At 63.2% G+C, this 22,864-nt stretch carries 14 protein-coding genes; 12 read left to right on the top strand and 2 right to left on the bottom strand.

The genetic code is table 11. The features are described 5' to 3' along the window. The first annotated feature begins 254 nt into the window (after positions 1-254). The 4 genes from glgX to treY all read left to right on the top strand — a co-directional run bounded on the left by glgX (position 255) and on the right by treY (position 9,606). Positions 255-2,480 carry a glycogen debranching protein GlgX gene (gene glgX, locus P9239_RS04705; RefSeq protein WP_309749316.1) on the top strand — a complete coding sequence of 742 codons (2,226 nt, stop codon included), beginning with the start codon at positions 255-257 and terminating at the stop codon, positions 2,478-2,480. 84 nt (positions 2,481-2,564) lie between these two features. Further along, on the top strand, positions 2,565-4,460 hold the full coding sequence (gene treZ, locus P9239_RS04700; RefSeq protein ID WP_309749315.1) for a malto-oligosyltrehalose trehalohydrolase: 1,896 nt from the start codon (positions 2,565-2,567) through the stop codon (positions 4,458-4,460). Then, positions 4,457-6,661 (top strand): 4-alpha-glucanotransferase, encoded by a 2,205-nt coding sequence (malQ, locus tag P9239_RS04695; protein ID WP_309749314.1) that lies wholly within the window; start codon positions 4,457-4,459, stop codon positions 6,659-6,661. Before treZ ends, malQ begins: the two co-directional genes overlap by 4 nt. Then, entirely contained in the window at positions 6,658-9,606 is a 2,949-nt protein-coding gene (gene treY, locus P9239_RS04690) for a malto-oligosyltrehalose synthase (protein WP_309749313.1), read from the top strand. The genes malQ and treY overlap by 4 nt, the downstream gene beginning before the upstream one ends. A 37-nt stretch (positions 9,607-9,643) precedes the next feature. Here the strand turns inward: treY and P9239_RS04685 are convergent, their stop codons facing one another. Together P9239_RS04685 and P9239_RS04680 are read right to left on the bottom strand one after the other, a co-directional pair. Next, positions 9,644-11,005 carry a hemolysin family protein gene (locus tag P9239_RS04685; protein ID WP_309749312.1) on the bottom strand — a complete coding sequence of 454 codons (1,362 nt, stop codon included), beginning with the start codon at positions 11,003-11,005 and terminating at the stop codon, positions 9,644-9,646. 61 nt (positions 11,006-11,066) lie between these two features. Next, positions 11,067-12,185, bottom strand: a complete 1,119-nt coding sequence (locus P9239_RS04680; RefSeq protein WP_309749311.1) for a HAMP domain-containing sensor histidine kinase — start codon at positions 12,183-12,185, stop codon at positions 11,067-11,069. 468 nt (positions 12,186-12,653) lie between these two features. Between P9239_RS04680 and P9239_RS04675 the strand changes: the two genes are divergently transcribed. The 8 genes from P9239_RS04675 to P9239_RS04640 all read left to right on the top strand — a co-directional run bounded on the left by P9239_RS04675 (position 12,654) and on the right by P9239_RS04640 (position 22,500). Beyond that, positions 12,654-13,730 carry a glycosyltransferase family 2 protein gene (locus P9239_RS04675; protein ID WP_309749310.1) on the top strand — a complete coding sequence of 359 codons (1,077 nt, stop codon included), beginning with the start codon at positions 12,654-12,656 and terminating at the stop codon, positions 13,728-13,730. Positions 13,731-13,751: 21 nt separating this feature from the next. Next, positions 13,752-15,239 carry a N,N-dimethylformamidase beta subunit family domain-containing protein gene (locus P9239_RS04670; protein WP_309749309.1) on the top strand — a complete coding sequence of 496 codons (1,488 nt, stop codon included), beginning with the start codon at positions 13,752-13,754 and terminating at the stop codon, positions 15,237-15,239. A gap of 425 nt (positions 15,240-15,664) precedes the next feature. Beyond that, positions 15,665-16,930: a flippase gene (locus tag P9239_RS04665; RefSeq protein WP_309749308.1), complete on the top strand. Its 1,266-nt coding sequence runs from the start codon at positions 15,665-15,667 to the stop codon at positions 16,928-16,930. Between the two features lie 263 nt (positions 16,931-17,193). Beyond that, complete coding sequence (locus P9239_RS04660; RefSeq protein ID WP_250500218.1) at positions 17,194-17,373, top strand: hypothetical protein; 180 nt, start codon at positions 17,194-17,196, stop codon at positions 17,371-17,373. Between the two features lie 564 nt (positions 17,374-17,937). Beyond that, complete coding sequence (locus tag P9239_RS04655) at positions 17,938-19,089, top strand: glycosyltransferase (protein ID WP_309749307.1); 1,152 nt, start codon at positions 17,938-17,940, stop codon at positions 19,087-19,089. Positions 19,090-19,099: 10 nt separating this feature from the next. Next, complete coding sequence (locus P9239_RS04650; RefSeq protein ID WP_309749306.1) at positions 19,100-20,179, top strand: glycosyltransferase family 1 protein; 1,080 nt, start codon at positions 19,100-19,102, stop codon at positions 20,177-20,179. A 43-nt stretch (positions 20,180-20,222) separates the two neighbouring features. Beyond that, positions 20,223-21,413: a glycosyltransferase gene (locus tag P9239_RS04645; protein WP_309749305.1), complete on the top strand. Its 1,191-nt coding sequence runs from the start codon at positions 20,223-20,225 to the stop codon at positions 21,411-21,413. Positions 21,414-21,435: 22 nt separating this feature from the next. After that, the gene (locus P9239_RS04640; RefSeq protein ID WP_309749304.1) at positions 21,436-22,500 is read left to right on the top strand and encodes a glycosyl hydrolase; all 1,065 of its coding nucleotides are present in this window, start codon (positions 21,436-21,438) and stop codon (positions 22,498-22,500) included. Positions 22,501-22,864: the final 364 nt, after the last annotated feature.

Below are 22,864 nucleotides of genomic sequence, written 5' to 3'. Positions count from 1 at the left end.
CAAACTGAGTGCCAATGACTTGCTGCGGAGTGACCACACTGTTACTGCTGCGGGCTAAGAAAAGCTGCTTTCTTTGGTTACTTTCTTTGCATGGGACCAGAGTACGGCGCTAAAGCGCCTACTCTGGTCGACAGCCAAGAAAGTGACCCCCGCCCCGGGGAGGGGCAACGCCAATAGACCGACACGAAATCAAGTTCCCCGAAACACCGAAACACGGAAACAACCCCAACTCCGAGCGAAGCTCAAAACGAAAAATGCCGAACGCACTCCCCGAGAAGTTGCTCCCGGGCGCTCCGTACCCGCTCGGAGCCAACTGGGACGGTTTAGGCGTCAACTTCGCCGTGTTCTCGTCGAATGCCCACCGCATCGAGGTGTGTCTCTTCGACAGCACCGGCCGCAAGGAGCTGATGCGCTTCGACCTGCCCGAATGCACCGACGAAATATGGCACGGCTATCTGCCCGGCGCGCATCCCGGCACCGTGTACGGCTTTCGCGCGCACGGGCCGTATCAGCCGCAGCAAGGGCATCGTTTCAATCCGCACAAGCTGCTCCTCGATCCGTACGCGAAGAAACTCGTCGGCCCGTGGCGATGGTCCGATGCGCTCTTCGGTTATCGCGTGCATTCGAACCGGCTCGATATGTCCATGGACCGCCGCGATTCCGCGCCCGCCATGCCCAAGTGCATCGTCACCGACGACGCCTTCGACTGGTCCCGCGACGTGCGTCCCGATACGCCCTGGGGCGAAACCATCATCTACGAAACGCACGTGCGCGGCGCATCGATGATGCGCAGCGACATTCGTCAGCACGAACGCGGCACCTTCGCGGCGCTCTCCTCGCCGTGGTTCATCGAGCACTTGCAGAAGCTCGGCATCACCGCCGTCGAGTTTCTGCCGGTGCATGCGTTCCTGAACGACCGCTTTCTCGTCGAGCGCGGCCTGCGCAATTACTGGGGCTATAACACTGCCGCGTTCTTCGCGCCCGAGCCCACGTATCTGTCGACGCATCGGCTCAATGAAATGCGCATCGCGGTGCGGCAACTGCACGCGGCAGGCATCGAAGTGATACTCGATGTCGTCTACAACCACACGTGCGAAGGCAGCGAACTCGGCCCGACGCTATCGTGGCGCGGCCTCGACAACGCCAGCTACTATCGTCTGATTCCGGGCGACGAGCGGCACTACATCAACGAGACGGGTTGCGGCAACACCGTGAACCTCTCGCATCCGCGCGTGCTGCAAATGGTGATGGATTCGCTGCGCTACTGGTGCACGGCGTTCAACATCGACGGCTTCCGCTTCGATCTCGGCGTCACGCTCGGGCGCGAAGGCCACGGCTTCGATCCGGGTTCCGGCTTCTTCGACGCCATTCGGCAGGACCCGATTCTCTCCACGCGCAAGCTCATTTCCGAGCCATGGGATATCGGGCCGGACGGCTATCAGGTGGGTAATCATCCGCCGGGGTTCGCGGAATGGAACGACAAGTTCCGCGACGGCGTGCGCCGCTTCTGGCGCGGCGACGCTGGCATGCGGCCCGACCTCGCTGCGCGTCTCACCGGTTCGGCGGAGCTTTTCAACCGGCGCTTTCGCAAGCCGTGGGCATCGGTGAATTTTGTCGCGTCGCATGACGGCTTCACGCTCGCGGACGTCACCGCCTATACGCACAAGCACAACGAAGCGAATCAGGAAGGCAACAACGACGGCCACAACGAGAATTGCAGCGCGAACTGGGGCGTCGAAGGTCCGACCGACGATCCGGCGATCCTCGACATCCGCGCGCGTCTCGCGCGCTCGATGATCGCCACAACGTTGCTCTCGCTCGGCACGCCGATGATTCTCGGCGGCGACGAATTCCTTCGCACGCAGCGCGGCAATAACAACGCATATTGCCAGGACAACGAGTTGTCGTGGATGGACTGGGACGCCGCAAAGAGCCCGCGCGGCGTGGAAATGACGGAGTTCGTCGCGCGCGTGATCGCACTGCGAAAAAAGTACCCGGTGCTCCGCGAAACGCGCTTTCTCTACGGCGACCGCGAAGTGCTGCCGGGCCTTTACGACGTGAGCTGGTTCGACGAACGCGGCAACGCGCTCGCCATCGAAGCGTGGCAAGACCCCGAAGGCCGCGCGCTCACATTGCGTCGCGCAGGGCCGGGCATCGACAGCGAAATCGACGTCATCCTCATCATGATCAACGGCTCGGCGAGCAAGCTCGCGTTCGCGCCGCCCGCGCCGCACTTGGAATGGAACGTGCTGCTAGACAGCGCGGAGCCTGACGCCGTCGAACGGCCGCTCGTCGGCAGCGAATTGCAACTGGAAGCGCACAGCATCGTCGTGTTGCTCGCGCAGCCGTCCGGCGAAGCCGACTGGCAGGCCGTATGGATGGCGGGCGCGCATCAGGGCCCGCGTCTCCTGACTGCGCTGCCGCCGGACCCCGGCACGTTGCCATCGTACCGGCCGCCCGAGATCGATTCGACGGAGTAGCGCTGGGATCGGGATTCACGGCGTCGAGGCTCGCGCGGCACGCTTCACCTTAGGCAATGCGACACGCAACCCTGGCACTCAATCATGTCCGAACGTCCGATCGATCCTCATCAGCAGCAACACGCGCATTGCCTTCCTTTCGGCGCGCACCTCACCGGCGCCGCGGGCGACAACCCTCGCACGCGCTTCCGCTTCTGGGCGCCCTCTCGCGACCACGTTCAAGTGGAGATTGAACGCCCCGGCAGCACGACGCCCGACCTCGTCGACATGCAGGCAGCCGGCGACGGATGGTTCGAAGCCGAAGCCGATGGCGGCGCTGGCACGCTGTATCGCTATCGACTCGATGCCGACCTCGCCGTACCCGATCCGGCATCGCGTTTTCAGCCGCAGGACGTGCACGGTCCGAGCGAAGTCGTCGATCCGCGCGCTTATCGCTGGACGAACACCAACTGGCACGGCCGGCCGTGGGAAGAGACCGTGCTGTACGAACTGCACGTCGGCGCGATGGGCGGCTATGCGGGCGTCACGGCGCGCTTGCCGGAACTCGCGCAGCTCGGCATCACGGCCATCGAACTGATGCCGCTCAACGACTTCTCCGGCACGCGCAACTGGGGCTATGACGGCGTGCTGCCGTATGCGCCGGACTCGGCGTATGGCCGCCCCGAAGAGTTGAAGCAGTTGATCGACACCGCGCACGGCTTGGGTCTCATGGTCTTTCTCGATGTCGTCTATAACCATTTCGGCCCGGACGGCAATTATCTGCACGCCTACGCGAAGACGTTCTTCCGCGAAGGCGTGAACACGCCGTGGGGTCCGGCAATCGACTTCGAACGTCCGCAAGTGCGCGACTTCTTTTTCGACAACGCACTGTACTGGCTCAACGAGTACCGTTTCGACGGCCTGCGCCTCGATGCGGTGCACGCCATCAACGACGACGAATGGCTGCGCGAACTCGCGGACCGCGTGCGCAGTTCCGTTGAAGCGGGACGTCACGTGCATCTCGTGCTGGAGAATGAGCACAACACGGCGAGCCTGCTGGAGAATCACTTCAACGCGCAGTGGAGCGACGACGCGCACAACACGCTGCACGTTCTGCTCACGGGCGAGAACGAAAGCTACTACGGCGCGTATGCGGAAGAGCCCATCCAGAAGCTCGCGCGTGTGCTGTCCGAAGGCTTCGTGTATCAGGGCGATCCGTCGCCGATCCACGATGGCGCGCCGCGCGGCGAGCCGAGCGGCCACTTGCCGCCCACGGCCTTCGTCATGTTCCTGCAGAATCACGATCAGGTCGGCAATCGCGCAATGGGCGATCGGCTGCGCGCGCTGACCGACGACGAATCGCTCTATGCGGCCACGGGCCTCTTGCTGCTTTCGCCGCAAATCCCGATGCTTTTCATGGAAGAGCAATACGGCTCGAAGCAGCCGTTCCTGTTCTTCACCGACTATCACGATGAGCTGGCCGACGCCGTGCGCGAAGGGCGTCGCAAGGAATTCGCGAAGTTCTCCGCGTTCACGGATGAAAAGCGCCGCGCGCAGATTCCCGATCCGAACGACAAGCGCACCTTCGAAATGTCGTCGCCGAACATCGCGAACAAGGAAGACGAACTCGATCGCCTCGAATGGCTGCATTTCTATCGCTCGGGGCTGACGGTGCGCGCGAAGCTCGTCACGCCGCGTCTGAAGGGCGCGAAGGCGCTCGGGGCGAACGTGCTGGGCGAGAAGGCGCTCGTTGCGCGCTGGAAGCTGGGCGACGGCGAGACGCTCACCATCGCGCTGAATCTGGCCGATGCGCCCGTCCAACTCTCGGATGCGCCGCAAGGCAAGGTGATCTTCGAGACGCCGCCGCGCGCGCAGGATCGCACGGCAGAAGGCGAACTGAGCGGCCGCACGTTCGTCGCGTGGCTCACCGGCGAAGTGAACGAATACGCGACCGCGCACGACGCGCGCCGCTTCGAACCGACTGAAGGACAACGCTCGTGACCGCTGCGAATCAAGGCAAAAGTAAGCGCCCACGCTCGCCGATCGAAACCCTCGCCGAGCGCGCGGGTTTCGAAGTCGAGTGGCAGGACGCGCACAAGAAGACGCAGCGCGTGCCGGAAAACACGCTGCGCATCCTGCTCGAGAAGCTCGGCCTGCCGTGCGGGAACGCCACGCAGATCAAGCAGAGCATGACCGCCATCGAAGCCGAAATGAGCGGCCGCAAGCTGCCGCCGCTGATCACCGCGGAAGTGGATCGCGGCATCGCGCTGCCGGCGGCGGCGGCCAAATCGGGCGCGCGTTATCGCGTCGAGCTGGAGAACGGCGAGGTCATCGACGGACGCTTCACGTCGCCCAAAGGCGAGACCGCGCTGCTCGCGCCGATTGCAGAGCCGGGCTATCACACGCTCGTGATCAACGACCACCGCACGACGCTCGCCGTCGCACCGGCGCGCTGCTACACGGTCGATGACGCATGGCGCGCGTTGCAGGACGACGCGGACAATGTGAACGCCCCGCCGCTCTGGGGCATCGCCGCGCAAGTATATGGATTGCGCCGCAACGGCGACGGCGGCGTGGGCGACTTCACCGCGCTCGCGTCGCTTGCGACACAGGCGGCGAAGCAAGGCAGCCACGCGCTCGCCATCAGCCCGATGCACGCCATGTTCACCGCCGAGCCGAACAAGTGCAGTCCGTACTCGCCGTCGTCGCGGCTCTTCGTCAACATCGCGCATATCGATCCCGCCGCCGTGCTCGGCGCGCCGGCTGCGCGCGCCGCGATCGAGAAAGCCGGCGTCGCCGATGAACTCGCTGCGCTTGAAGGACTGCCGCTGATCGACTGGCCGCGTTTGATGCAAGCGCGCGTGGCCGTGTTGCGCGCCCTCTTCGACGGCTTCACCCGAGACGACGATTCGCCCTTCGCAAAGGACTTCGCATCGTTCGTCGAGAAAGGCGGGCGCGCGCTCGAAGACCACGCACGCTTCGAGGCGCTGCAAGCCGAACAGATCGCGCAGAACGGCGAAGGCCACTGGCGCAATTGGCCCGAGGAACTGCGCGATCCGCGCAGCGAAGCGGTGGCCGCGTTCGCCGAGGCGAATCGGCGCGAAGTGGACTTCTATCTCTTCACACAGTGGCTGGCGGCCAAGGGACTCGCGCACGCCCAGCACGCCGCGCGCGATGCGGGCATGGCGGTCGGTCTCGTGGCGGATCTCGCGGTCGGTTGCGACAGCGCGGGCAGTCACGCGTGGTCGTATCGCGACGACATGCTGACGGGCGTATCCGTCGGCGCGCCGCCCGACCTCTTCAATCAGGCCGGGCAATCGTGGGGCCTCACGACGTTCTCGCCGCGCGCCATGCGGATGCAGGGCTTCGCCGCGTTCATCGACATGCTGCGCGCCGCGTTCGCGCACGCGGGCGGCATTCGCATCGATCATATTCTCGGGCTGCGCCGGCTATGGCTCGTGCCCGAAGGCGAGAGTGCGAAAGACGGCGCGTATCTGCGCTATCCCTTCGAAGATCTGCTGCGGCTGATCGCGCTGGAATCGTGGCGGCATCGCGCGATCGTGGTCGGCGAAGATCTGGGCACCGTGCCGCCGGGCTTCAGCGAGCGTTTGCAGGAGCAGGGTTTGCTAGGCATCCGTGTACTCTGGTTCGAACGTGCTCAGGATGGCGAAGGATTCAAGCCGCCGGGCGAGTGGAGCAACGGCGTGACTGCAACGACGACGACGCACGACCTGCCGACCGTCAACGGATGGTGGCACGGCGAAGACATCGAATGGCGCTCGAAGATCGGCCAGACGATGGCGCGCGCCGATGGCCGCGACCCGGTCGAGGCGGCGATGGAAGAACGCGGCGTGGATCGCGGGCATCTGTGGCAGGCGTTTCAGGAAGCCGGCATCGCGCCGAAGGACGTGCCGCCGCCGCCGATCGACAACGCGCCCGTGGACGAAGCGTTGGCCTTCGTCGGCATGACGCCTGCGCCGCTCGTCACGTATCCGCTCGAAGATTTGCTCGGACTCGTGGAGCAGCCGAATCTGCCCGGCTCCATCGACGAACATCCGAACTGGCGGCGGCGTCTCGCGCTGCCGGTGGACGAGATGATGAACGACGATGGGTTCCGCGACCGCCTGCTCGCCGTCGAATCAGCCCGCAAGCGCGCCGTGCGCCCTGACAACTCAGACACCCCCACATCCGAAACACCATGACCGTACCGCGCTCCACGCTAAGGCTCCAGCTTCACAAGGGCTTCACTTTCGACGACGCCGCCGCGCAAGTGGACTACTTCGCGTCGCTCGGCGTGAGCCACGCGTATGCATCGCCGATCACGACCGCGACCTCCGGTTCCACGCACGGCTACGACACCGTCGACTACACAAAGGTCAATCCCGAACTCGGCGGCGAGGAAGGCCTGCGCCGCTTCGTCGAGAAGCTGCGCGCGCACGAGATGGGGCTGATCGTCGACGTGGTGCCGAACCACATGGGCGTCGGCGGATCGGAGAACGCGTGGTGGCAGGACATCCTCGAATGGGGACGTCACGCGGCCCATGCGCGCTTCTTCGATGTCGACTGGCACTCGCCCGATCCCGCGCTGCGAGGCAAGGTGCTCGCGCCTTTTCTCGGCGCGGCTTACGGAGACGAACTGCAAGGCGGCAAAATCAAGCTCGCGTATCGGCCGGAGGAAGGGCGGTTCGTCATCGAGTATTACTCGCACGTGTTTCCGGTGTGTCCGGTGGATTACCCCGCCGTGCTTCAGGAAGCGCCCGAGCTTGCACAACGTTTCGCCGGTCTGACGACGCAGCCGGCCGATCAGCCGCGCGCCGCCGAAGCGCGCACCGCGCTCGTGACCATCGCGGGCACGGAAGGCGGCCGGGCCGCAATCGAAGCGGTGCTCGCCGCGCATTCGCCGGACACGCCGGCGGGCCGCGAGCGTCTGCACCGGCTGCTGGAGCGGCAGCATTACCGGCTCGCGTGGTGGCGCACGGCGGCGGACGAAGTGAACTGGCGGCGCTTCTTCGACGTGAGCACGCTCGGCGGCGTGCGCGTCGAGCGGCCCGAAGTCTTCGAGGCATCGCACGCGCTGATTTTCCGGCTCTTCACGGAAGGGCTGATCGACGGCGTGCGGATCGATCACGTCGATGGTCTCGCGGAACCGCGCGAATATTGCCAGCGCCTGCGCGCGCGGCTCGAAGAACTGTCGGCGGAGCGGCCGGAAGCGTTGCGCAACGGCAATGGCCACACGTATTTTGTCGTCGAGAAGATTCTGGCGCGCGGCGAGCCCTTGCGCCGCGACTGGCAAGTGGACGGCACGACCGGCTACGACTTCATGAACGATGTCGGCGCGCTGCTGCACGATCCGGCGGGCGCGGAGCCGCTTGCCAGGCTGTGGGCCGAACTTACGGGCAAGAGCAGCGAATTCTCGGACGAAGCGCTGATCGCGCGCCGCAAGATTCTCGCGGAGAACCTGTCGGCGGAACTGGATCGCGTGACGCGTGCGCTGCATCGCATTGCACGCGACGCGCAGACCACGCGCGATTACACGTTCACGTCGATTCGCCGCGTGGTGGCGGAACTCGTCGTGCATTTTCCGGTGTATCGCATCTATCCGGTCGGCGGCGTGCGCAGCCCCGAGGACGAGCGGTATTTCTCACAGGCGCTGGAAGCCGCGCGCGCGTCGCTTGCGCATGCGGATCACCAGATACTCGATCAGGTCGCGCAATGGCTGGGCGGCAAGCTGCCCGACGACGGCGCGCACCACGAACGCGGTGAGAAGAACGACCGTCAGCGGGATCGCGCAGCCGAACGGAATCGCGACCGCAATCACGCGCAGGTCCAGGCGGGTCAAAACCCGAATCCGAATCAGAATCCGCAGGCGTCCGCAGGCTCACAACGGCGCGCGGCGCAGACGCTTTTCTCGCAGCTCACGTCGCCAGTCGCGGCGAAGGCAGTCGAGGATACGGCGTGCTATCGCTATGGCCGGCTCATTTCGCGCAACGAAGTGGGCGCCGATCCGGGCGAATTTTCGCTGTCGCTCGAAGAGTTCCACAAGGCTAATCGCGAGCGGCTCGCCACCTTCCCGCACGCGATGCTCTGCACCGCGACGCACGATCACAAACGCGGCGAGGACGTGCGCGCGCGCATCGCCGCATTGAGCGAAATTCCCGACGAATGGGCCGCGACGCAGAAGGCGTGGTCCACGCTCAACGCACCGTTGCGGCGCGGCCCGAACGGCGGCCACAACGAAACGAGCGACAGCCACGACTGGGCGCCCGGCCCCGCCGCCGAATCGATGCTGTATCAGACGCTCGTCGGCTGCTGGCCGCTCACGCTTTCGCCTGACGACGAAGCGGGCGTGCAGGAACTCGCCGAACGCGTCGCCCAATGGCAGCTGAAGGCATTGCGCGAAGGCAAGCTGCGCACGAGTTGGTTCGCGCCCGACGAGGCTTATGAGCAGGCCTGCCGCGACTTCCTGTTCGATATCGTCGCGCCGCAGCGCCGCAGCGGCTTTCTGCAGGAGCTATCGAAGTTCGTCGAGCGGATCGGGCCGCTGGGCGCCATCGACAGCTTCCAGCAGACGCTCTTGCGGCTGACGTCGCCGGGCGTGCCGGACTTGTATCAGGGCACCGAGCTTTGGGATTTCAGTCTGGTCGACCCGGACAACCGCCGCCCGGTGAACTACGCGCTGCGCCGCAAGTGGCTCGAAGAGATCGACGAGAAAGGCCCGCCGTCCGAGCAGTTGGAGAACTGGCGCGATGGCCGCGTGAAGCTCGGCTTGGTGCGGCGCGCGCTCGCGCTGCGCAAGCACTGCGAGTCGCTGTTCGCGCAGGGGGACTACGTGCCCTTGACCGTGCAAGGCGAACACGCGAAGCATGTGATCGCGTATGCGCGGCATGCGGGCAGCGCCTATGCGATCGTCGTCGCGACGCGGCATGCAGCGCCGTTGCTCGGCGATAAGCGCGATGTGCCGCTGGTCGAGCCTTCGGTGTGGGGCGATACGTCGATTGTGCTGCCCGAAGCGCTGCATTCGCGCGCGCTCTTCGACTGGCTCAGTCCCAACGCGCCCAAAGCCGACGGCGAGCGGTTGTTCGTGCGCGACGTACTAGGCGCGCTGCCGGTGGCATTGCTGGTGGAAGAAGGCGTGCCGGGCGGTTGAGCGTTTCATGGCCGCGAGCGCTGCTCGCGGCCTACCGTTATTCGGCGCCTTCGAGCGCCTCCTCGCGCGGATACACGCGAACGAGCACGATTCGCGGCCCGTTCATCTTCTTCACGACGATATCGAAGCGGTCGAAGCCCACGCGCTGCCCTTCCGATGGCAAATCGCCCAGCGCGTTGATGACGAGCCCGCCGACCGACTCCGCGCGGCCTTCGTCGATGTCGATACCGAGCGCGCGCTCCAGCGAGACCACAGGCAACGAGCCTTTGCCCATCAGCGTGCCGTCGTCCATGCGCGACCAGTCTGCATCGCCCTGGCGGAATTCATCGTGAATCTGGCCGACGAGCGCGCCTAGCAGGTTGTCGAGCGTGATGAAGCCGATCGGCTTCGCCCCCTTCCTGCCGACGATGGCCAGATGCGGCGCGCCCTTGCGAAAGCGCCGGAAGAGTTCGAGCGCGGACAGATTCGGCGCGACGTACTGCACCGGGCGCGCATACCGTGCGAGCTTCTCCAGCTTGCTCGCGTCCTTCGTGATGCTGAAGCTGAACGTGCGGCTCGCTAGCCCGCGATCCAGCAGCAAGTCCTTGAGATGAACCATGCCGATCACGCGCTCGCCGGAAGCATCCGCGAATAGCGGATACCGGCTGAAGCGATGCCGCGAGATCACCGCGAGGTTCTCGCGAGCCGGCAAGTCGTTGCGCAGGCCGACGAGTTCATGCGCCGGCCGCATCAAATCCGAGACGGTCATGCGGCTGAAATCGAGCGAATGCGCGATGGTGTTCCACTCGTCGGCGTTATATGACGACGCGCCGCCATGACGGCGGCCCCGCAGGATCAGCTTGAGTTCATCGGTCGAATATTGGGCGTCGTGACCGTGTTCGCCGGACATGCCGAAAAGCCGCAGCACCAGATTCGCGCTCGTGTTCAGCACCCAGATGAACGGGTACATTAGCCAGTAAAAGCCGTAGAGCGGCGTGGCGAGCCACAGACCCACCTGTTCCGCGCGGCGAATGGCCCACGACTTGGGCGCGAGTTCGCCGACGACGATATGCAGGAACGAAATGACGGAGAACGCGAAGAACAGCGAGACGGACTCGACCACCTGCTCCGAGTGCACGCCGACGAGCGCGAAGAGCGGATGCAGCAGCGCGGCGAATGCAGGTTCGCCGATCCAGCCGAGCCCGAGCGACGCCAGCGTGATGCCGAGCTGACAGGCGGAGAGATAGGCGTCGAGTTGCCCGTGCACCTTTTCGAGCAGCCGGCCGGGCAAGCCGTTGGTCCGCGCGATGGCCTTGACGCGCGTCGCCCTCAATTTGACGAGGCCGAATTCCGCCGCAACGAAAAAGCCGTTGAGGGCGACCAACAACATTGCGCCGACCAGCGCGACAACCTGAGCCAAAGCAACTCTCTTCGAAAAGGGAAAGCGTCAGTATATGGGCGACAGGCAATCGAAAGTCAAATCACATTCCCGCGACCGCGATCCGCGCCGATAGCACGGCTTCCTGGCCATCGACGATATTCGCCTGTTCGAAGCCCCCGCCGTGCGCCTCGGCGACGCGCTTGCACAACGCGAGTCCCCACGCGATGCGTCCGGCTTCGCGCGGCTCGAGCGACTGCCTGCGCGCGAATGCTTCGAGCGCGTGCGGCGACGACGCATCGGTGAGCGCCTGCGCCGATGTCGTGAAGCGCACATCCGTGCGCCACATGCCGCCTTCGACGACGCTCGACACCTGCACGGTCGCGTCGCGCGCGCTGGCTTCGGCGGCGAACACGAGCATCAGCCAGAGCATTTGCGTGAGACGCTCGGCATCGCCTTCGACCTGCTCTTCAGCCAATGGCGATTCCACCGCAAACGTGATGCCGCGAGATTGCGCGATGCTCCCACGCGCAAGCGCCACGCTTTTTTCGAGCAGCGGACGCACGGCGGCAGGCGCGAGCGACAGCGCGACGGCTCGCGTTTCGGCGCGCGTGGTATCGACGGATTGCTCGATCAGCTTGACCTGCTGCTCGACGCCCGAGCGGATGCCCGTCAACGCGCGTTGAGCGGCCGGATCTTTCGCATCCACCTTGCGTTCGAGCACGTAGCCCCAGCTATGAATGGCGTTGAGCGGGCCGCGCAGGTCGTGCGAGACGATGGACAGCACGTGATCGCGCATGAAGAGCGCGGCTTCCGCCCGCAAATGCGCGATGCGGCCAGCAGACACCTCGCCGGACCCGTTCGCGCATGGCGAAACGACGAGCGTCACGGTGTCCGCCGAGGGCAGCGCAAGAATGGCGAAGCTGCGCGCGGCGTTGTCGTCGTCGAAAGCGACCTGCGCGCGGCGTATGCCGTTGCCGGCGAGCGCGGCGTCCACGGCCTCGCCGAGCGCGGCAATAAGCGGCTTCGGCAGCGGCGTGTCGGCGAGCGGGCGATTGACGAGGGCCGCGGCGTCCATGTCGAAGAGATGGACGAAAGTGGCGTCGGCCGAGATGCAGCGCAGCGCCGCATCGAGCACCAGCACGCCGTCATTTCCTGCGACGACCGGATCGCCGGACTGGGCGCCTCCGCGTTCGACCGTACTTGAGAAAGACGTGGTCACGGTTGTTGGTCCTTGCATGTATCGATGTTGCAGTTGATGACGCCGAAGCGATTGCGTTCCGGTCGCCCATTAGGCGCCGAGAGCGATGCAAGCCGTGCGGGCCATTTGTCTGGCCTGTCGTGTCGCGTTTCGTCAGCCCATTATAGGTGAGCGCCGAACGCCCTCGCCCTGCGAAATGACCCGCGCTGTATTCGCCCGGATTGACGCCGTCCGTTCCGCCTGAGCAAGCCCCGTGCGTGGCCGCCGGCGCGCACTGCGCGGTTTGCGAATGCTCGTGCGGCATGCGTGCGTCGTCGAACGTTGGCGCCTTACAGAAAGCTATATGCTGCGTTCCCAAGATAGCGCACGGAACGGTCGTCCTCATGGCTTCATGAGCCATGGACGGGGTGTCGCACGGACACCGGTCTGACAACGCCGCTCTCGGCCACGGTAATCAACTCAAAAAACCTCAACCGGTGACACGAGCCTATGACACGCGCCCGCAGCGACGCGCCGACCTTGCTGTCGGTCATCATCCCGGCGTACAACGTCGAACACTACATCGCCGACTCGCTCGAATCGGCGCTTTCTCAGCCGCGCTCCGACGAGCTGGAAATCATCGTGATCGACGACGGTTCGACCGACCGCACGCTCGAACGCATTCGCGCCGTGCAGCGCACGCAGCGCGGCGCGCATATCCACGTCATTCATCAGGAAAACCGGGGCGTGTCGGCGGCGCGCAACCGCGCCATTGAACAAGCGTCGTCGCCGTATATCGGCTTTCTCGACGCGGACGACGTATGGTCCGCGGATTTCACCGCGAAGATCATGCCGTTGCTCGACAACACGACGGCCGACATCATCGAGTTCAACGTCGGGATCATCAATGCGGGCGGCAAGGTGATCGACCACGTGCGATTGATCGATCCCGCGACCGTGGGCCCGCGTTACTGCGATCTTTACGCGCTGCTCGATTTTGCGCGCGTGTATCAAGTCTTTCCGGCGGCGCGCGTGTACAGACGCGAACTGTGGGACGGCATCCGCTTTCCGGCGGGCCGCGTTTATGAAGACGCGTCCGCGATTCCGCTCGTCTATGCGCGCGCGAAGCGTTTGCATCGTCTGTCGGATGAACTCTATTTCTATCGCCGGCGCGCGGGCAGCATCACGACGAAGGCGACGCCGTACACGGTGACGAGCCTCGCGACCTGCGCGGAGGAAACGCTCGCGCGCTGCAATGGCGGCCCGCATGACCCGTTCTGGCTCGCCATGTTTCAGAAGGTCTTCGCCTATGCGTGCTTTCAGGCGGCACGCGTCGATGCGCAGGCCTTCGACGAAGCGATGCGCATCGTCGAGGCCACTGCCGTGCGCTATCGGTCCTTTGCTGCGCACCGCACGGACACGCCGAGAGACTTGCGCTTCCATAAGGGCATCGTCGCTGACCGGCGATGGTTCCAGACCAAGCGCATGGTGAAGCGCGCGCTCGGCATGGAACTGCGCCCGCCGGCCGCCAAGCCGCGTGTGCTGGCCACGAGCGATCTGGCCGGCAATTCGGCCGCGCATCAATGACAATAACGACCGAGCGCACGCATGCAAATCTATCCGCCAAAACCGGGGTTCACCGCAGGTGACTGGTTCGAACTCGCGGTACAGCCGGGTTCGCGTTTTCGCATCGCCCTTTATCAGCAGCGTAGCGGCGAGAATATGGAGAGCGTCGGGGCAGTGGCCGTCAAGTCGGGCGGCAGCGTGCGTGCCGAAGTAAAGAACGGCCGGGTCGTGTTTCACTCGCCGGGAAAGGCGCGTTCCATGCGCTTCGACGAAGACTGGCAATGGCCTGTGATCACGATCAGGCCGAACACGGCGACGCTCGAAAGCGGCGCGTATGCGGCTATCGCCTATGAAGTCGATGCGAATGGTGAACCGCTCACCGACCTCGGGCGCCGCGCCGCTGCACACAAGCCCATCTTCGCGGGGCCACCCGACAGCGACAGCATGGCGCTCGTCATTGCGAGGCCGCGCAAGCCCTCGGCCGACATTGCGTATATCGTGCCGATCAACACGTACCACGCCTACAACTCGATGGGCGGCGGATGCTATTACGGCGATCCCATTCATCGCACGCAGCCGCAAACGCGCGTGAGCCTCTTGCGTCCCGGCGGCGGACTCGGCGCGCAACTCGGCGAGCCGACCGATCCTTATGATCCGCGCTCGCCGCGTCAACAGTTCACGCATTGGGACGCCAAGTTCATTCGCTGGCTGCGTGACGAAGGCATCGCATGCGACTTCTACACGGACCATGATCTGCATCGCGGTACGGATCTAAAGCTGGAAGACTATCGCTGCATGTTGAGCGTGGGGCACCACGAATACTGGTCCAAGGAGATGCGCACGCGTGTCGCGCGCTTCATCGCGCAAGGCGGCAACCTCGCGATCTTCAGCGGCAATACGTGCTTCCGTCCAGTCGATTTCGGCGATGCTTCGCGCGACGGCCACTACGCCATCATGGATCGTCTCGGCGAGCAATGGCCTGGACACGATGAGTCGGATCTCATTGGTCTCAGCTATGGCTACGGCGGCGGCAAGTATGGCGTGTGGAAGCGCCTGCGCGGCGGTTGGATCAGACGCGAGCGCGAAGCGATCGGCTATACGGTGCGTCAAGCGGATCACTGGGTGTTCGCGGGCACGGGACTGCGTGACGGACAAACGTTCGGCGCCGAGGACCGGCTCGTCGGCTACGAAGTCGACGGCGTACCGCACGCGCCGAACGGCTTCGTGACGCTCGGCGATACGGTGAAGCTCGAAGGCTGGGACGTGGGCGGCGCCGGTGCGATGGGCGTCTTCCAACCGGACAGTGATGGTGGCCTTGCGCGAGGACTCGTATTCAACGGCGGCACGACCGACTGGCCGCGCGTGCTCATGGACATGAACGCCGAAAGCCGCCCTGTCGTCGATCAGATCACGCGCAATGTCGTGCGCAAGTTCATCGGCTTGCCACCGCGTTGCATCGCGCGCGATGACGTGCTGGTCGACGAAGCGAGCGCTCGCGTGCACGACCATCTCGACAACGCAGTCGCGTAAGTCAGGTCGTCTAGCTGTCATTATTCGATGCGTTGCGCTCCCGCGCCGCGCATGCACACGTGCGCCGACTCGTTCGTGTGGAAACCCACTGAACAATTCTTTTTTTTTCCTGTTAAATACGCGTTACGTGTGTCCGCGTCATACTCGTGCTTGATCGTGCGATACGGACGCGCAGCCGTCATGGCGTTGCATCGTCACCTCGTGCATGACCCTTCGCTCACTCGCTGTCAGGCCAAGACGCGGGTGCTTCACCCTCTTTGGCCTAGCGTCCTGCCGTTGCAAATCACGCATCCGACGAAACTATTCGTCCGATGCGTTGTCTGGCAATGGCTCGCCAAAAGGGCGAACATGGTTAGTCATGTGTGAGTCAGCATTTTTTGCGTCATCGAAATCAGCGCAGCACTCAAGCCGGGAAAAATCGCTCAATGGCATCTTTTCGAAAGAACTTCACGATTCTGATGACGTTGCAGGTATCGACTTACCTCGCACCGCTCCTGACGCTGCCGTGGCTCGCACGCGTTCTGGGTCCGAGCGAGTATGGGCGGCTTTCGTTCGCAATGGCTTTCACGGCCTATTTCATCACCCTGACCAACTTCAGCTTCTCACTGACTGCAACACCCAAGATATCCATCAATCGCGATAACCGTGCGATGCGTTCCCAGATCTTCTGGGAGACCATGTATGCGCAGATAGCGCTGTCCGCTTTGGGCTTTCTCGTGCTTCTCGTGCTGACGTTCGTCGTGCCGACGCTTGCCGAGAATCGCCAGCTGCTGCTCGTGGGCTTCGGCATGGCAATCGGCTCCATGCTCATTCCCACGTGGTACTTTCAGGGCGTCGAAGACCTTGGCGTGATCAGCGCGCTCGTGTTCGTCGGCCGGGCGCTCAGCATTCCCGCGATGTATCTCTTCGTGCGCCATCACGACGACGTGAACAACGCCATGCTCGTGAACACGCTCGTGCCGCTCGGCTCGGGTATCGCCATTTGCATTTACCTGTACTTTCGACGCGATATCGACTTCGTTCATGTGTCGCTCAAGACGGTCATCGATCGGCTCAAGGACGGATGGAGCGTCTTCATGGCGACATCGCTCGTGGACATCTATGCGTCGAGCAACATCGTGCTCTTGACGTTCATCTCGGGCAACGTGGCAGGCGGTTACTTCGCAGCAGCCGACAAGCTGATACGTGCGGCGCTGAACATGCTTCGACCGCTCAAGACAGCGGCTTATCCGCGCGTGAGCTTCCTGATGCACCATGCACGCGAGGATGCCTTTGCCTTCTTGCGCAAGATGTTCGTCGTGCAAGGCACCATCGTTTCGCTCATCTCCGTCGGCATCTTCTTCGGCGCCCCGCTCGCCGTGAAGCTGCTGTACGGCCCGCAGTTCGGACCGACGGTCGACGTGCTGCGCTGGATGGCGTTCGTACCGCTGATGTCCGGACTGACCGATCTCTTCGGCGTTCAGACCATGCTTCCGCTCGGCATGAAGTCACACTTCAGCCGCGTACTGATCGGCTCCGCAATTTTGAACTTCAGCCTGCTTGCAGTGCTTGCCGTGCTCTTCGGCGAACAGGGCGCGGCAGCGACGGTCCTCATCGTTGAAACGGCGATAGCGGCGGCCATGGCCTTCACGCTGCATCTCGAAGGCGTGCCTTTGCTCAAGCGCCCCATGACGCCGGGGGGCGCAGGTTGAAGCCCTGGCCCGTTTCCTGCATCTATGCGTGGGCTGTTCAGTCTGATCGCCCCGGTTTTCCTTCGCACCCCGACCTTGCGTCATCTGTCCTGCTATAAAAATTTCACGGTGACATGCCAAACGTGCATGTCGCCCTGTCAGGCTATGGCGGCGCGCTCGCCCGCTACTCCGAAAGTTGCACCGGTGTATGTGGGATAGCGCACGGACGGAAGACATTTCGGGGCTTATGGTACTAGGTATCAATCCTTATTGTGAGCGGCGGCATGAAACCAGACGACCTATCGTTCGAGCGCGTGCAAAGACTCGTTGAGCGCGCTGAAAACCTGCGTATGCAATCCGCTGCGGTGCCGGTCAAGGATCTCCGTATCCTGCTGGACGTATGCGAAATCGCCTTCGCGCAACGGACCATGTCCGACATCAAGACAGAACCCGAAGTCAATTGACTTCACCCTCATCAGTAAAGTCCGCCTGGAATGGCCGAACGCGGGAATGCAAGACATGCCCGCGCTTGTCAGCGTGCACGTCGACAAGCCGGTAAGGCCATGAATCAATGACAGATGGGCTTTACGTCCGGTACGGATACTTAGGCACACCCAAGCCATCGGTCGCGTGACTGTGCGCGCTGATGGTCCTGCCTTGTCCACCGGAAAGAAGTGAGTTGGCGCTTTACCGGGCTCGCCTGTGCGGACGAACAGTGCAGTTCCGGCGGGGATCACGCGTTCGCCGATGTTGAGGAAATAACGCGCAAGACGCACGAGGAGGCGATGAGTTCGATCGCATGCAAGGTGCACGCGGACCGAGTGGTCGAAACCACACTCGGTTAGCGATGCCGCGCGCCGAATCTCGTTTTTTGTGTTTTCCTTTGAACGTGGATGCGCCCTTGACGTCAGAGCATGCTCGACATGGCGATATGTGGGTTACCGACCATTGATAACGACAAGACCGCTGTTCTTCTCCAATGCGATTACCGCGGGGCGCACGGTAATACGCTATTCGAAGAGTCATATATGAAAGAGATCGTCCATATAACAGAAGCGTTCGGAGGCGGGGTTCTCTCGATGCTCACCCAGCTTTCGAATCGCGCAGCGGCCGCAGGAGTCGGCGTAACGATCCTTCATTCCATCCGCCAGGAAACCCCAGAGAATTTCGACAAGCTATTTCACCCCGCAGTAAGACTCAGGCACGTCAGCATGTGCCGCGAAGTGCATCCGAAGAACGACTTTGTCGGCGTCCGCGACCTCTCACGCGCGCTGCGCGAATGCGATCCGTCGGTCGTGCATCTGCATTCATCGAAGGCTGGCGTGCTCGGGCGCGTCGCCGCGCGCATCGCCGCGCCCGAAGCGCGCGTGTTTTACTCGCCGCACGGACTCTCCTTTCTGCGTCGCGATGTTTCGCCTGCCAAGCAGTTTGCGTATCTCACCTTCGAGCGGATCGCGGCCCGCATGGGCGGGACCATCGTCGCGTGTTCAACGAGCGAGTTGCGCGAGATCGAAACGAAGGTCAAGCCGCCCGACGCACGGATGATCGAGAACGGCGTGAACGTGGCCGAGATTCCGCCTCGCATCGAGAAGACGAGCGGCGAGCTCGTCATCGGCATGAGCGGCCGCGCTTCGTACCAGAAGAATCATGAAGCCTTTGTGAAGCTCGCCACAGACTTGCACGCGCCATCGGTTAAGTTTCTGTGGATCGGCGGCAACGTCGAAGAGCTGCCGGGTCAGTCGAGCGGCGCGGTGACATGCAGCGGCTGGGTGACGCGTGAGCGCGCGCTCGAACTGACATCGGAGCTGGACATCTACGTGCAGACGTCGCGCTGGGAAGGCATGCCCATCGCGCTGATCGAAGCGCAGGTGGCCGGCATTCCGGCCGTCGTCACCGACGTGGTCGGCAATCGCGATGTCGTGCAGCACGGCGTGACGGGCTTCGTCGCGAAGACTGCCGAAGAGATGGAAGGCTACATCGTGCGCCTGCGCGACGACGGCGAATTGCGCGCGCGCATGGGCGCCGTCGCGCGAGCATCCGCATACAAGCGCTTTTCCATGGAAACGATCTTTCGCCAATGGCTTTCGATGTATGAATTCGGCTCGGACAGACCTTCGCGAGAACCGCTCGGTACGAATGACGTCGCCTCGTACGAAACAAGCTCCGATTCACAGTTCTGACGCGTAAGACATGGATACCTCCTTCGCTCCAAACAAGCTCGTCTACAACGGCCGCTTCACGAGCCAGAAAACCACCGGCGTGCAGCGCGTCGCCCGCGAACTCGTCGCTGCGTTGATGAAGCTGCCCGAGGGGTCGCATGTGACGCTCGCCGTGCCGCCGCAACCCGGCCTCGTACCGGTGGACGGCGTGCCGACTGTCGAACTCGGCTTCGGCAAGGGCGTGTTCTGGGAGCAGATCGTCCTGCCGCTTTTCGCGGGACGTTCGCGCATCGTCAATCTCAGCAACTCGGGCTCGATCTTCCGGCCGAACCAGATCATCTACATGCACGATGCAGCGGTATTCGATACGCCCGCGCATTTCTCGTGGAAGTTCCGCATGTGGTATCGCGTGATGTTCTGGATACTCGCGCGCACCTCGAGCTGCGTCATGACGAACTCCGAGTTCTCGCGCGACCGTCTTGCACATCATGTCGGCGTCGATCCGCAGCGTATCGGCGTGGTGCCGCTCGCGGCGGACCATCTGGATCACATCGTGCCGGATACGTCGGTCATCGGCGACCTGAAGCTCACGCCGAACCGTTACGTTCTCGCTGTCAGCAGCATGAATCCGACGAAGAACTTCAAGCGTCTCGTCGAAGCGTTCATGCGACTGAACGATCCTTCCATCGACCTCGTGATTGTCGGCATGAAGAATGCGACGATCTTCGGCAAGGCGCAGGATCTGTCGAGCGCACCTAACATCAAGCAGGCGGGCTACGTGAGCGATGAAAAGCTCAAGGCGCTCTATCAGCATGCAGCCTGCTTTCTCTACCCTTCGATTTATGAAGGCTTCGGCATTCCGCCGCTGGAAGCCATGCGCAATGGATGCCCCACGCTCGTCGGGCGCGCGGCCGCGCTGCCTGAAACCTGCGGCGATGCGTCCATCTACTGCGATCCCTTCTCGGTCGAAGACATCGCCGCGAAACTGCGTGAACTGCTGGACTCGCCGCGACTGAGCGACGAACTCAGAAGCCGGGGACTGGCTCATGCAGAGCGTTACCGCTGGACCGAAAGTGCGCGAATGCTGATGCAGTTCATAAACAGACGATAAGCAGACGATGACGCGCGCGCACGCGTGCGACAGGGGAAACACAGTGAACGTTGGAATCTATTGCGATTCGGGCATCAACGGTGGGCACGAGGAGATGCTCAAGCGTTTCATGCTCGCACTGATTTCGAGCGGTAACGTAGGCACGCTCCACATTCTCGTGCCGAAGAGCAATGCAGCCCTTTTCCGCTATGTCAGCGATCTGAGCCGCCAGCATTCGAAGGTTCGCACCATCGGCCTCGCGTATACGGCGGAATCGATTCGCGGCGATCTCTTCGCGCTGCTGCGCGCCATTCGCTCGACGGCGGCCACGCTGCGCACGCTGCATCTTTCGAAGCTGCTGATCGCGCAAGGCACCATCGCGTCCGGCATTGCAGGCCTGCTTGCCGCGCGTTATGCGCGCGTGCCGACGCTGAGCTATCTACCGCTCGTCGATGAAGCGCCCGAGAATGCGGGCGTGAGCGAGAAGATCAAATGGCTCGTCAAACGCGTGCTGTACCGCATGCCGGATGAATTCGTCACGCTTAACGAACATCTGCGCGGAAAGCTGCGCGCATTCGCGCCTCAGGCGCGCACGATGATCCTGGAGAACTACGTCGACGACCGCTTCAGCCGTACGATGCTGACCAAGTCCGCAGCGCGCACGGCGCTCGGCTTGCCCGACGATGGGACGACGATCATCGCGCACATCGGCCGCATCAACTTCAAGCAGAAGCGGCAGGACTTCCTGATGGAAGCGATCGAGCGACACGCGGACGCGTTCAGGCATACGGTCGTGCTGATCGTCGGCGAAGGACCGGATGCGGCGCGCCTGGCGGAGATCGTGGATGCGAGTCCGGTGTTGTCGGCCTGCGTGCGCATCGTTGGGCCGAAGAACGACGTGCTGCCCTACATTGTCGCGAGCGATACGCTCGTGTTGCCGTCGGCCTTCGAAGGCGTGCCGCTCGTGATGATCGAAGCAGTGCTCGCGGAGCGGCCTATCGTCGTATCGCGCATTTCGGGCCTCGATTCGTACTTGCCGAATACGCTGCTCTTCCCTCCCGGCGACCACGACGCCTTCGTCGAACGCATTTTCGCCGCGCGGGATGTGCCGATGACCGCGCTCGCCAGCAGCTTCCGCCGACGCTTCTCGCGCGAAGCGTTCGACGCTCAAGCGCAAAACGTGATGATGCCCGCCATGCCGTGCCGCGGGGCATTCGATCCGGCATCGCCGCAGCACTCCGATGTTCCGGGCTGACCGAACTTCTCGTGAGGAATGAATGTTGAAGCGAAGGCTGTGGGTGGCGATATCGTTTGTCGGCGCGCTGCTGTGCGGCTCGACGATGGTGCAGGCGCGAACCGCTTCGGTGCAGTCCGCACCATCGGAAGCGCCGAAAATGCAATGCGGCGACCGCACGAACGGCGTGTTCTATGGCGTCGTCGGCCATCTCGAACATCGCGGCGCGTATCGCACGACCGACTTCGACCTGCAGATTTCGCAATTGCGCGACCTCGGCGTCACGATGTACGCGCAGGACGTATCGAGTGAGGACAGCGCGCATCTGGTGGCCGACTTCGCGCGCCGGGCCGCGAAATCGTGCATTGGCGTGCTTGCGCTCGTGACTCCGTTCGAGCCGCAAAAGCGCGCGAACGAACAAGAAACTTTCGAGCGGGGCTATGCGCTCGGCAAGACGGCGGGCCGCGTGCTGAAAGGCCTCGTCACTTACTATCAGGTCGGCAACGAGTACGACAACTGGACCATTCTCGGTTCCGATCGCAGCGGTGAACATCCGTCGGACTACGACAATGCGAGGTTCATGAAAGCGCGCGGGTCGATACTCGGTCTCATCAAAGGCATACGCGAAGCGAATCCGGACGCGAAGATTCTGCTGACGTCCTTCGGATGGCTGCATTACGGCTTCACGGACATGCTCTTTGCCGGCACTCAGCCTGACGGCACCAAGGGCCATCCCATTCCGCGCTGGGACATCACTGCGTGGCACTGGTATTCGAACATGGGCTCGATCACGGCCGCAGGGCCGCAGAAAGTGAATGTGCTCGAACGCCTGCGCGATAGCTACGGCAAGCCCATCTGGATCACAGAATTCGGCGTGCGCCCGAACCATGCGGACCCGGGCGGCTACCTGACCGGCAAGGACGCGCTGGCAGGCTTCGTCAAGGCAGCGAGAACCTACGACATTCAAAACGTCACGCTGTATGAGCTTTACGACGATGAACGCTTCGGCGGCGACGGGAATTACGGCGTGATTCACGACGACGGCCAGACGCGCAAGCCGCGCTTCAACGTCGTGCGCGACTTCATCAAAGCGAATCCGATGCCGTAACAAAAGTTACCGACGAACGGAAAGAACGTTAGGTATGAAAAACGACGCGTAGGGCGAATCAGTAATTATCGCCTCAATTGCTCAGCGCGCAAGCGCCTTCCGCTCGATTCGCCTTGTATTTCGTTCGCTACTTAACAGACGGAAGCACTGCGGGACTGGAAGATTAGTCTGACGCTAAATATTTTCGGGCGTATGGTGTCGATTCGCACACGCAGCGTGGGGCGAACACCCCTGCCGTTGCAGATCGATAGAGCGCCTCGCCGATTCGCGCTCCTCTCGTTCGGGCGCAACTCGACGAGCCACACCGCCTGAAGCCTTGATTCTCCCGGCCACGCCGGACACAACACACGAACGACGTACGCGG

This window comes from Caballeronia sp. LZ062 (assembly GCF_031450785.1).
Classification (GTDB): Bacteria; Pseudomonadota; Gammaproteobacteria; order Burkholderiales; family Burkholderiaceae; genus Caballeronia.
This window is presented reverse-complemented; position numbering and strand designations above follow the sequence as displayed.